Here is a 12,262-nt window from a genome sequence, read left to right as displayed (position 1 = left end):
GCCGGCCACGGTCGCATGGAGTCAATCATTATCCGGCATGAAACACGCCCGGTAATCCGGACAATCCCCACACACCGGGGACTTGCAGATCGGTATGCCTTCCCGGCCACATAGCTGACGGTAGAAGAACTTCTTCCAGCGCATGTTGTGCACGTTCTGATCCGCCAAGGCGGGGAAATGTCGCGTCATCAGGGTGGAAAGCTGCGCACGCACATCCAGCCCCAGGCCCTGCCATAGATGGCCCGGTTTGAGGGCACGACGTGCAATGATGTGCGCCAGCCATAGGGCCACATCGCCTGGATGCGAGACATGATCAATCAGCAGGCTGCGAAGGTCTGCCTCCTCGATGGCGCCCTCGCCCGCCTCACCGTCCCGTGTGACTTCGGGCTCCAGTGCGTCAAAGCCAGGGAAGCACTGATCCAGCAGGTGGTCCAGCCGGTCGGCGGGGAGCCCCAGGCTTGCATTCAAGGAGGCCTCCCGGGACTGCTCCACGTCTTCCAGCGCCGCCGCCAGGGCGCAGGCCAGCACGTGGCGGTCGAAGGGGTCACCCCGCCCTGGCAATGCCAGCAAACGGTCACGCCGGTGCGTGTTCGGGTCGGCCAGCGGATGAGAATTGGATGCCATGACAGGACCCTCGCTCATGGATGATGGGATCGCGGCACTCATGCGACGGCAATGCCCTTGACCATCGCCCATATGGATTGGCCCGGGGACAGGTCCAATTGCCGGCAGGAGCAGGCGCTGATCCTGGCCAGTAAATGATGCTCTCCCGCCGCCAGATTCAGGATGACATGACCCGGGTGGGGATCCTCACTGATCTGTGTGATTTTCGCCGGAATCGAGTTGAGCACGCTACTGGACTCGGGGCGCTCCAGAGCCACGGAGACATCCCGTGCCAGGATGCGCACTCTCAAGGGGGTTCCAATGGCACGGTCTTGATGAGAGATGAGCAAAGTGCCGCCGGGGAAGGCCATTTCCGTCAGATGATCGGGCTCGTGGTGCGCGGCCACCGTGCCCTCGATCACCGCCGAGGCCTGTTCGCTGTGTGCCAGAGGTAGGTCGGTGCGGGTGAGCAGGGCCTGCAGCGGGCCCTGAGCCAGGGCGCGACCATTCTCCAGCAACACCATGTGGTCCGCCAGGCGGGCCACTTCCTCGATGGCGTGGCTGACGTAGACCACCGGGATGGAAAGCTCATCCCGTAACCGCTCCAGGTAGGGCAGTATTTCCCCCTTGCTGGTCTCGTCCAGAGACACCATGGGCTCGTCCATGAGCAGTAGTCGAGGACTGGTGAGCAGAGCCCTGCCAATGGCCACCCGTTGACGCTGACCGCCAGATAGCGCATCCGGAAATCGGCTCAGCAAGCTCTCCAGCCCCAGCAGACTCACCACATCATTCAGTTGTACGCGGCGTTCCTCGGCGGCAATGCGCTTGAATCCGTAGAGCAGGTTATGCCTGACGCTGAGGTGCGGAAACAGGCTCGCTTCCTGGAAAACGTACCCCAGGGGCCGCTGATGCACCGGCATGAAGTATTCCCCACCCTGCCAGAGATCTCCGTTGAATTGCAGGTGCGCCTCTTGTATGCGCTCCAGGCCCGCCAGACAACGCAGGATGGTGGTCTTGCCGGAACCCGAGCGACCGAACAGGGCGGTGACCCCTCGCCCGGGGATGTGGAGATCCACATCCAGAGAAAATGCGCCCCGCTGCAGATGGAATCTGGCCTGGATGCTCATGACGCCACCCCCACCACCTTGAATTTCCGATTTAATGCATAGACAGCCAGCAGCAGCGAAAACGAGAGCACCACCAGAATCAGGGCCAGCGCGTGTGCCGACTGATAATCCATGGCCTCCACATGATCGTAGATGGCGATGGAGGCCACCTGGGTCTGACCGGGAATGTTGCCACCCACCATGATGATGACGCCAAATTCACCCAGAGTGTGTGCAAAGGAGAGCACAGCAGCGGTGAGAAACCCTCGTCTTGCCAGTGGAGCCACCACAGTGAAGAAACGATCCAGCGGCGAAGCCCGCAAGGTGGAAGCCACCTCCAGCACACGCTTGCCGGTCGCCTGGAAGGCATTGGTGAGTGGTTGCATGACAAACGGCAGGGAATAAATCATGGAACCGATGACCAGGCCGGTAAAACTGAAGGCCAGATGCTGGAAACCCATGGATTCTAGGGTCCCCCCCACCCACCCATGAGGTCCCAGCAAGAGCAAAAGATAAAACCCGAGCACGGTGGGGGGCAGAACCAGTGGCAACATGACCAGTGCTTCCACGACCACCTTGCCTCGCCATTGAGTGTGGGCAAGCCACCAGGCCACTGGTGCACAAAGCACCAGCAATATGGATGTACTGATGACCGCAAGCTTGAAGGTGACCCAAAGGGCCGTGACATCTTGGGGAGATAACGATATCGGCATCATGGTATCCGAAGTAATCGGGGGTCAATGAAGGTCCTACCCGATGCCCGATGCCCGGTGCAAAGGGTCGCTCCGGGCGTCGGGCAGGCATGACGGGTCAGGGTACGCTGTAACCTGCGGCTTCAATCATCCGCACGGCTTCCGGGCTCCGCATCCAGGCCATGAACTCCCGAGCCACATCCATGTCGGCAGCTCGCTTGAGAATCACTGCCTGCTGTTCGATGGGCTCGAATAACTCCGCGGATGGAATCCAGTGGGACCCAGGGATGGAGCCATCGTCGGCCTTGACCTGGGACAGGGCGACGAACCCCAGTTCCGCCGCCCCCGAGGCCACCTGACTGTAGGCCTGGCCGATGGACTGGGCCCGCGCCAGCCGACCCTCCTCGTTCAGTGCATCCCAGACACCCATGCCTCCGAGAATCTGCTGGGCGGCCACGCCATAGGGCGCATTTCTGGGGTCGGCAATGGTCAGAAAACGAAAATCTCCGTTGTGTAGCAAGGTTTCGGGGTCGTCCATGTAATCCGTCCGACTGGACCACAGGACGGGCACACCGACGGCGTAGGTGAACCGGGTCTCCTCCAGCGCCACGCCGTCCGTCACCAGTGTTTCCGGACGACGGGCATCGGCCGAGAAGAACAGATCAAAGGGCGCACCATTGCTGATCTGGGCATACAGGGCACCCGATGAACCGGCGCTGATGTGGATCGTGTGGCCGGTCTTTTCCTCGTAGGCGGCAGTCAGCGTTTGTGCAGTGCCGAGAAAATTCGCGGCCACGGCAGCTCGGAGTTCAGCGGCGGTGGCTGTTGTGATACCAATGCCCAGGAGAGTGGCAAAGACGACAAGTTGTACGGGTTTCATGGGTCATCCTCTGCTTGATTGGAATAGTAGACTTCAGTCGTTGACGGCCAACAGCACGTGGGAGGCCTTGATCAGGGCGCAGGCCTCGGCCCCCTGGGTGAGCCAGCCCTCGTCCAGGGCCTCTCGGGTGACGATGGCGGTGAGCACACGGCCATGACCCAGGTCCAGCTTGACCTCCGCGTTCACCGGGCCGGCCTCCACGTGGGCGACGGTACCCGGCAGACGGTTGCGGGCGGACACGCGCATGTCGCCGGTGACCTCGCCCAGGACCACGAACGAGGACTTGATCAGCACATGGACCGCCCTGCCCTGCTCCAGACCCAGCTCCTGCCCTGCCTCGTGGGTGACCACCGCGTGGACCTCCAGGCCCTGGCCGATGTCCACTGTCACCTCATCGCTGACCGCGCCTTGCGTGATCCGGGAGACCTTGCCCTGATAGTGATTTCTTGCTGTCGTACGCATGGAGAGTTTCCTCATCAGTGTCCAGACATCCCCCAGTTCGCCGGTGGACTGGGCCATGTGCTCCAGAAACGCCTGGTAGGCCTTCTCGGCCGCCCGGTACTGGGCAATCACCTGCTCGCCATGGGCCGTGAGCCGGGTGCCGCCACCATGGCGTCCACCCGCCTGGCGTTTCAGCAGGGGCTGATCAGACAGGTTGTTCATGGCGTCGATGGCATCCCAGGCCGCCTTGTAGCTCATGCCGATGGCACGCGCGGCCGCCGAGATGGAGCCGGTGGCCGCCACCTGCTCAAGCAGCTGAATCCGGGCGCTGCCCAGAAAGGGCTTGCCTTGCAGCTTGAACCAGAACTGACCTTCGATTTCCGGTTGCATGGGGGACCTTGTGGGTTGTCGTTATGTTTTTCTGTATATAACGCATGACATGCAGCCGGGGAAAATGCACTGCGTGCCGGATGTTGATTATGCATGTTTCGGGCCAACTGTACTCAACAAACCTAAATTACTGTTTTAAATATTATTTATCTTCATATCCAACAGCTAGCGGCGTGTGGGCTTTACTACAAACAAGGACAGGGGTCGCCGTTCTGCATCAAACGGATCACGGCATAGCGAACCCCCGTCTCAAAGATCCGTGTACCGCCCCCCTCGCCCACCGTTTGTCGCAGGTGCGTGCCGTCCACCACGTGCACCCCCGCCAGATAGTCCACGCCCCAGTCCGCCAACGCCCCAAGCCATGGGACCGTGGGGCCCATGAGCACCAGGGTGGCCCCCCGGGCACAGGCGGCCAAGCGGGGAAAGGTCTTGTTGATCAGGCTGGTGGCGGTCAGAAAGACCCAGTCTGCCTCTCCCAGCACATACTCGGCAGCCGGGTCGGGCAGATCATCGGCGCCGGGCTGACGTTCCAGCACCGTCAACTGACAGTCCAGGGCCAGGGAGTCCAGCCCCGGGTAGCGCCCCACGACCACCACGCGGCGCCCGACGAGTTGCGGGGCAAAATGCTGAAATACCGCCAGATTCGCGGACCCCTGAACCGGAATGGGCGTGGCCGCAGCGGCAAGCGGGGAGCCGGGATTGATCACCGCGTTGATGGCGGCCATGCCCACGACGGCCTCGTGGGGATTCCATGAGCGTATCCAGGGGCTTAGTTCACGCACTGAGCGGCCCGCCAGCGTGCCCGGCCAGGGCAGCGTGCGGGTGCCGTGGAACGGGCTCATGGCCAGGCCAAACCCCTGATCACTCTCGCACAGGGTCCAGGTGAGACCGATGAGCACCTCCCGGACGCGAGCTTTCCCGGCGGCGGCCTCTTCCAGCCGTTCGTAGATCGACCAGGGGCTGGGATGCATCAGCTGGCCTCCTGGGGCGCGCGCAATTTCACCTTGGCCAGCTTCCAGGCGGAAATGAGCAGGATGCCCCCCAGGAGCACATGCAGGGCCGTACTGGGTGTGTACACCATCAACAAGGCACCGATCAGGGCGCCCAGGATCGACCCCGCCGCCATCCAGCCGATGAAGCCACCGAATTGATTCAATTCATCGAAGGTCTGCCGCGCCCGGTAGCGGGACAACCCCATCAAGATGGTGGGGATGCTGATGGCCAGGCTCAGGGTGCCGGCCACTTTGATGTCCAGGCCATAGAGCAGCAGGATGGTGGGGATGATGAGTTCACCACCGGCCACCCCCAGCATGCTGCTGAACAGCCCGATCACGATCCCGGCCAGGAACCCCAGGACCACCGCCAAAGCGAGGGGAATATCCAGGCCCAGTCCGCTGAAGATCAGCTCATGGCCCATCAGCACGATACTCAGAAAGACCAGAAAGACGACCACCACCTGGGTGAGCAGGCGCTCATTGACCCGGGTGGCGAAATGCACCCCCATCCATGAGCCGATGAGCGAACCGGCCAGGATATTGGCCACCACCCACAGATAGGGCAGCAGATCGACGATACCCGTCATACCGATGCGAAACAGAAAGGCGAAGATCACCGTGACCAGACTGACCATGAGATTGATGATGATGGCGTCCAGCATCCTGAATCGGAAGACGGCCGCCAGTACCGGCAGACGAAACTCCGCCCCACCCAACCCGATCAATCCCCCGAGGCTGCCGATGGCAGCACCCCATCCAAAGGCCTGGCCGTGCGCCTTCCCTGAGCTCAACTTGATATCCGGCTGTGCCATGGACTCCCCCATAAAAAGCAAAATGAACGATCAGAAGCATGTTTTATGGCTGTAAAGCAATATCCGGGCCATACAGTCATTCCGGGATCTGGCGGCCTCCAGCCTCCTCCCGGTTGTAGCGTTGTATACAAAATGACATAACGATGCGCGCCTTTTCCCACAAATGACTCGTCAGTTGACCAGAGGCATGGGCCGGAAAAGCCGAATAACAGGGTCGCGCACTACATGACAAGCAGGTGGCCCGTATCCTGCTAAAACACAGCAGATGCCCTGAGTGCAATGATTGGGAGTGACATGATGCATTTGCGTTTAGTGAGTACCATCAGCCCGGTGGAAGCAGGGATGACGGACTGGTTGGCGCAAGGTTTTCTCCAACAGCATGGTGTCGAGGTGCGCGTCACCGCAGCGGGAACCGGCCAGGCCATGGAAAAAGCCATGAAGGGTCTGGCTGACCTATTGCTGGTACATGCACCCGCGCAGGAAATCCGCTTTGTCCAGGCAGGTTACGCCACAGGGCGTCATGCGCTGATGTCTACCGATTTCCTCATTCTCGGCCCGACCGATGATCCAGGGGACATTCGCCAGCTGTCACCCGTGAGAGCCTTCCAGGTCATGGCTCAACAGAGCCTACCGTTCTTGAGTCGGGCCGATTCATCAGGCACACACATCAAGGAAAAGGAGCTCCTGGCACACGCCGATATCGAGGCTGGATGGGCAGGATATCAATCCTATTCCCGAGGCCATCAGGGCAATCAGGCCACCCTAAGACAAGCGAACCATCTGGGTTGTCATGTATTGATCGACAGGGTGACCTATCTCACCTTGAAGGCCGAGATCTCTTTGGTACCGCTAGTGCAACAGCACCCTCTCCTGCTCAACCCAATGAGTCTTTTGCCGATGCACCCTGGCAATGTGCACGGCGTCAATCATGACCTGGCCAAGGCCTTCATCCACTGGGCCTGCTCGGAGGCCACGCAAATGGGGATCCAGAATTTCAAGAAAGATCACTTTGGAGAAACCTTGTTCCTTCCTGATGCGAAGGCATATTCCGCATCACGATGCATCCCATCAAATTGATGCAAACAGAGCCCCTGGCGGTCCGGGTGGCGAGTGGCCGGGAGCGCTTGGATAACAAAAAAAGGGGCGGATGGGCTTGCACGTTGCAAGGCCCATCCGCCCCTTGGTTGCCCTCCCCCACCAGCGGGAGAGGGTCTTGGGCGAAAAAACGACTTACTTCAGATCAAAACGATCCCCGTTCATCACCTTGGTCCAGGCCTTCACGAAGTCCTTGACGAACTTCTCCTTCGAATCGTCCTGGGCATACACCTCGGCGTAGGAACGCAGGATGGAGTTGGACCCGAAGACCAGATCCACCCGGGTGGCCGTCCACTTCACGTTGCCGCTCTTGCGATCGACGATCTCGTAGAGGTTGTTGCCCTTGGGCTTCCAGGTGTTGGCCATGTCGGTCAGGTTCACGAAGAAGTCGTTGGTCAGCACCCCTTCCCGATCCGTGAAGACCCCGTGCTTCGTGCCACCATGGTTGGTGCCCAGTACCCGCATGCCGCCGACCAGCACGGTCATCTCGGGAGCGGTCAGGCCCATCAGCTGCGTGCGGTCCAGCATCATCTCCTCGGCAGAGACCACGTAGTCCTTCTTCAGCCAGTTGCGATAGCCATCGTGAAGGGGTTCGAGCACGTCGAAGGATTCGGCGTCGGTCATCTCCTCAGTGGCATCACCACGACCCGGTGCAAACGGTACCGTGACATTGAACCCGGCATCCCGGGCAGCCTTTTCCACTGCAGCCGTGCCACCCAGCACGATCAGATCGGCCAGGCTCACCGGCTTGCTCAGGCCGGACTGGATGCCTTCCAGCACCCCCAGCACCTTTTGCAGACGCTCGGGCTCGTTGGCTTCCCAGTCCTTCTGGGGGGCCAGGCGGATGCGGGCACCGTTGGCACCGCCCCGGTAGTCGGAGCAGCGGAAGGTGCGGGCGCTGTCCCAGGCGGTGGTGATCAGTTCCGAGGCGCTCAGACCGCTATTGAGCAGCTTATCCTTCAGATCTGCCACCTCGGCATCGCTCAGGGTGTAGTCCACCTTGGGCACCGGGTCCTGCCAGATCAGGTCTTCCTGAGGCACTTCCGGGCCCAGATACCGGCTCTTGGGCCCCAGGTCACGGTGGGTCAACTTGAACCAGGCGCGGGCGAAGACCTCGTTGAAGTATTCCGGATCGTTGTAGAAACGCTCGGAGATCTCACGATAGACCGGATCCTTGATCATGGCCATGTCGGCGTCGGTCATGATGGGGTTGTAGCGAATGGAGGGGTCCTCCACGTCCACCGGCTTGTCTTCTTCCTTGATGTCCACCGGCTCCCACTGCCAGGCACCCGCCGGACTCTTCCTGGACTCCCACTCATGCTCGAAGAGCATCTTGAAGTAGCCGTTGTCCCACTGGGTGGGATGGGTGGTCCAGGCACCTTCGATGCCACTGGTGATGGTGTCGCGCCCAAAGCCCTTGCCCTGGGGATTGCGCCAACCCAGGCCCTGCTCTTCCACATCGGCCGCTTCCGGGTCAGGGCCCAGCTTGGAGGCATCGCCATTACCGTGGCACTTGCCCACGGTGTGACCGCCGGCGGTGAGGGCCACGGTTTCCTCGTCATTCATGGCCATGCGAGCAAAGGTGGTACGCACGTCCTGGGCGGTTCGCAGCGGATCGGGGTTGCCGTCGACGCCCTCCGGGTTCACGTAGATCAGACCCATCTGCACCGCGGCCAGGGGATTTTCCAGGCTCTCGCGGTCGTCGCTCTCGTAGCGGTTGGAGCTTTCGGCCAGCCACTCCTTTTCGGAGCCCCAGTAGGTGTCCTTCTCCGGGTGCCAGATGTCGGCCCGACCGCCAGCGAACCCGAAGGTCTTGAATCCCATGGATTCGTAGGCGACGTTGCCGGCCAGGACGATCAGATCGGCCCAGGACAGCTTGTTGCCGTATTTTTTCTTGATGGGCCACAGCAGGCGGCGGGCCTTGTCCAGGTTGCCGTTGTCGGGCCAGCTATTGATGGGGGCGAAGCGCTGGTTACCCGTGCCGGCGCCTCCACGACCATCGGCGATACGATAAGTGCCCGCGGCATGCCAGGCCATGCGGATCATCAGACCGCCGTAATGGCCCCAGTCCGCCGGCCACCAGTCCCGGCTCTCGGTCATCAGATTGCGCAGATCCTGTTTGACGGCCGCCAGGTCCAGCTTCTTGAATTCCTCAGCGTAGTCGAAGTCCTCACCCATGGGGTCGGTCTTCGTATCGTGCTGGTGAAGGATGTCCAGGTTCAGTGCATTGGGCCACCAATCCATGTTGTCGTTACCGGTTGCGGTATTGCCACCATGCATGATGGGGCACTTGCCTGCACTCTTGACGTCATTTCCGCCCATTTCTTCCTCCGTTTCTTGCTTGATCGTTATGTACTGAACCGTCACCCCGAATGCCCTGGGCAGCCCGGATAGGATCCGACGGCCATCCCCTGACCAGGATGTCTGGCAGACACCCCTTGGACGGGGTCAGCCTGCCGAATGTTCAATTGTTCTGCCCTTAGAGTTATAGGGTATGGGACCGATAAATTCAAATGCAGGATGCGGATGATTCTGATAGATCGTAACTATCTACACGCCTCAGCAAAGCCGGTCGATCCCTCGCGCCAGATCCCGCTGGATGTCCTCGAGATCCTCCAGGCCCACCGCCACGCGGATCAGGGATTCACCGATCCCCTGGATCTCCCGTTGCTCGGGCTTGATGCGGCCGTGGGTGGTGGTGGCCGGGTGGGTGATGGTGGTCTTGGCGTCCCCCAGGTTGGCGGTGATGGAGAGCAGGCGCGTACTGTCGATCACCTGCCAGGCCTGTTCACGCCCGCCCTTCACCTCGAAGGCGACGATGCCGCCATAAGCGGCCTGCTGACGAGTGGCCAGGGCATGCTGCGGGTGGGACGGCAGGCCAGGATAGTGGACGCGCGCCACGCCGGGTTGCGCTTCCAGCCATTGGGCCAGGGCCAGCGCGGATTCACTGTGGGCCCGCATGCGCAGACGCAGGGTCTCCAGCCCCTTGAGAAACACCCAGGCATTGAAGGGGCTCATGGTGGGTCCGGCAGTGCGCAGGAAGCCGAACACCTCCTTGCCCACCCGCTCGGCATCACCCACCACGGCGCCCCCCACGCATCGCCCCTGGCCATCCAGGTACTTGGTGGCGGAGTGGATCACCAGGTCGGCCCCCATCTCCAGCGGACGTTGCAGGGCCGGGGTACAGAAGCAGTTATCCATGGCCAGCAGACACCCATGGGCGTGCGCCAGGTCGGCCAGGGCCCGGATATCCACCAGCTCGGTGAGGGGGTTGGACGGGGTTTCGGCAAACAGCAGACGGGTCTCGGAGCGGATGGCGGCCTCCCAGGCAGCCAGATCCCCCAGCGGGACGTAGGTCACCTCGATACCAAAGCGGGTGAGGTAATTGCTGAACAGGTTGGTGGTGGAGCCGAACACCGAGCGCGAGGACACGATGTGGTCGCCGGCCTTGAGCAGGGACAGACAGGTGGACAGGATGGCCGCCATCCCCGAGGCGGTGGCCACACAGGCCTCCCCGCCTTCCAGGGCCGCCAGCCGATCCTGAAAGGTGCGTACCGTGGGGTTGGTGAACCGGGCGTAGATATTGCCCGGCTCGTCACCGGCAAAACGTGCTGCGGCCTCTGCCGCACTGGCGAACACGAAGCTGGAGGTAGCGTAGATGGGGTCGGAATGCTCCTGTTCGGGGCCACGCCGTTGACCGGCGCGGATGGCCCGGGTATCGAAGCCCTCGGTGGGTTCACCGGGATCGTTCAGGGGATGTTCCATGGTGGGATTGCCCTCGCCCGCCCCGTCGGGCACAAAAAAACCCGCCAAAACGGGTCGTCACCCGATTTAGCCGTATTTGTAAGGCGCCCGCAAGCTGGATCAAATCGGCGCCGCTCAAGGGTCAGCGCCAGGCGCTGACTGATGCTTGTCAATTTAAGAGGCTCGAATGGACCTGTCAACGCCGCACGGTATCGGCAATGGAAACCGACTGAACAGCGTCCGCCCACTGACCGGCCTCCAGTAGCGCATTCATGATGTCTTCTCGGGGCAGATCATCAAAGATCACCGCTTCTATTTGTTCGGTCTCGCAGGCCCGGGCACAGGCCACCACCTCGCCCAACTCGCCTTCCCCCTCCAGTAGGGCACGCTTGATTTCATCATCCAGAGGCAGGGGGGCGATCACCTGCGGCAAGGGGCGTTCCATCACCAAATCCAGGGCCGAGAAGAGACCGGCCGTAAAGTAGCGCTCCACCGGACGACGGCCGGCCATGCGGGCGATGCGTTCGCACAGGCCGGCGCGTTGCAGGCACAGGTGCACCAGGCCCGGCGGTCGATCCTGCAGGCCGCTGAGCACCAGCATGCAGGCCCAGGTGACCAGCTTGCGATGACCCAGGATGAGGATGGCCCGGGCCAGGGAGTCCACCTGACGATTGAGGCCAAAGAAGGGGGAGTTGATCAACTTGAGTAGTTTGAAGGCCAGCCCCGGATCCTGAGCAATCAGATGCTGCAGTTCATGGACATCCATCTCCGGCTGCTGCAACCGCGCCAGCAAACGCAACACGGTGAGCTTGCCGGTGGGCAGGTTGACCGCGCGAAACACCCGGGGGCGACTGAGAAAATAACCCTGGAAATAATCAAAGCCCATGTCCCGCAGGAATTCATAGTCCTCCAGGGTTTCCACCTTTTTGGCCACTCGTTCCACCCGGGCCGACTTCAAGCCTTTAAAGATGCAATGCAGATCATCGGGCCGGGATTGAGCAGTGTCGATCTTCACCTGATGTACCACAGGCAGCAGGGCATCCCGTGACGTACCGGGAAGATAATCGTCCAGGGCCAGCACATAGCCCTGCCCCGACAACCCGCGCAGCAACTCCAGCGCCTTATCGTCACAGGGCAACGAAGGCGGCAGGTCCAGGACCATGCGACCGGCGGGAACCGCCAGTTCCCGCAATTCACTCATCAGGCGCCAGGTCATGTTGATGGCAGCCATGCGACTGCCCACCAAGGCATCCAGACCGATCTCGCCGAATGCGCTGAGCATCACATGGGAGGTGGCCGCGTCACTGGCTGTGGCGCTGCCAGGGGACGTGGCCGTGCGAAACAGCAGTTCATAGGCGTAAACGCCCAACTGCTGGTTATAGATCGGTTGCCGGGCAATATAGGTGCCCGCTTCAAGGTGATGTGCTGAATCCATGCCTGCTCGCTCCTGGGAGGTGGACAGGCTATCAGCAAGCGGGAAATGGTGGAAGTGGAAGGGCTTTGG

General features: G+C 61.4%; 11 protein-coding genes. 1 reads left to right on the top strand and 10 read right to left on the bottom strand.

The genetic code is table 11. The features are described 5' to 3' along the window. Positions 1-21 precede the first annotated feature (21 nt). The 7 genes from BMY52_RS12280 to BMY52_RS12250 form a co-directional block, all read right to left on the bottom strand. Positions 22-624 (bottom strand): nitrogen fixation protein NifQ, encoded by a 603-nt coding sequence (locus BMY52_RS12280; protein WP_218140432.1) that lies wholly within the window; start codon positions 622-624, stop codon positions 22-24. A gap of 38 nt (positions 625-662) precedes the next feature. After that, complete coding sequence (gene modC, locus BMY52_RS12275) at positions 663-1,730, bottom strand: molybdenum ABC transporter ATP-binding protein (protein WP_090254830.1); 1,068 nt, start codon at positions 1,728-1,730, stop codon at positions 663-665. Further along, the gene (gene modB / locus BMY52_RS12270; RefSeq protein WP_090254829.1) at positions 1,727-2,425 is read right to left on the bottom strand and encodes a molybdate ABC transporter permease subunit; all 699 of its coding nucleotides are present in this window, start codon (positions 2,423-2,425) and stop codon (positions 1,727-1,729) included. Before modB ends, modC begins: the two co-directional genes overlap by 4 nt. Before the next feature lie 94 nt (positions 2,426-2,519). Further along, positions 2,520-3,281, bottom strand: a complete 762-nt coding sequence (gene modA / locus BMY52_RS12265; protein ID WP_090254827.1) for a molybdate ABC transporter substrate-binding protein — start codon at positions 3,279-3,281, stop codon at positions 2,520-2,522. Between the two features lie 33 nt (positions 3,282-3,314). Further along, positions 3,315-4,112, bottom strand: a complete 798-nt coding sequence (locus BMY52_RS12260; RefSeq protein ID WP_090254825.1) for a TOBE domain-containing protein — start codon at positions 4,110-4,112, stop codon at positions 3,315-3,317. Between the two features lie 185 nt (positions 4,113-4,297). Continuing rightward, a complete protein-coding gene (locus BMY52_RS12255) occupies positions 4,298-5,083 on the bottom strand; it encodes a DUF364 domain-containing protein (protein ID WP_090254823.1) in 786 nt (261 codons plus the stop codon). Then, complete coding sequence (locus BMY52_RS12250; RefSeq protein ID WP_177169953.1) at positions 5,083-5,919, bottom strand: sulfite exporter TauE/SafE family protein; 837 nt, start codon at positions 5,917-5,919, stop codon at positions 5,083-5,085. Before BMY52_RS12250 ends, BMY52_RS12255 begins: the two co-directional genes overlap by 1 nt. 294 nt (positions 5,920-6,213) lie before the next feature. On the opposite strand from BMY52_RS12250, the gene BMY52_RS12245 reads away from it, so the two are divergent. Beyond that, positions 6,214-6,996, top strand: coding sequence for an ABC transporter substrate-binding protein (locus tag BMY52_RS12245; protein WP_177169952.1), 783 nt, complete (start codon positions 6,214-6,216; stop codon positions 6,994-6,996). 153 nt (positions 6,997-7,149) lie between these two features. On the opposite strand, the gene katG is transcribed toward BMY52_RS12245, so the two are convergent. From katG to BMY52_RS12230, 3 genes are all read right to left on the bottom strand, one after another. Beyond that, positions 7,150-9,336 carry a catalase/peroxidase HPI gene (gene katG, locus BMY52_RS12240; RefSeq protein WP_090254819.1) on the bottom strand — a complete coding sequence of 729 codons (2,187 nt, stop codon included), beginning with the start codon at positions 9,334-9,336 and terminating at the stop codon, positions 7,150-7,152. 237 nt (positions 9,337-9,573) lie between these two features. Then, positions 9,574-10,779: an O-succinylhomoserine sulfhydrylase gene (locus BMY52_RS12235; RefSeq protein ID WP_090254889.1), complete on the bottom strand. Its 1,206-nt coding sequence runs from the start codon at positions 10,777-10,779 to the stop codon at positions 9,574-9,576. Positions 10,780-10,954: 175 nt separating this feature from the next. After that, the gene (locus BMY52_RS12230; RefSeq protein ID WP_090254817.1) at positions 10,955-12,193 is read right to left on the bottom strand and encodes an EAL and HDOD domain-containing protein; all 1,239 of its coding nucleotides are present in this window, start codon (positions 12,191-12,193) and stop codon (positions 10,955-10,957) included. Between the last annotated feature and the right edge of the window lie 69 nt (positions 12,194-12,262).

Origin of the sequence: Ectothiorhodospira marina, from assembly GCF_900109495.1 — a bacterium.
GTDB classification, from domain to species: Bacteria; Pseudomonadota; Gammaproteobacteria; order Ectothiorhodospirales; family Ectothiorhodospiraceae; genus Ectothiorhodospira; species Ectothiorhodospira marina.
Note: the sequence above shows the minus strand (reverse complement) of the source record. Positions and strands in the feature narration are given on the sequence as shown.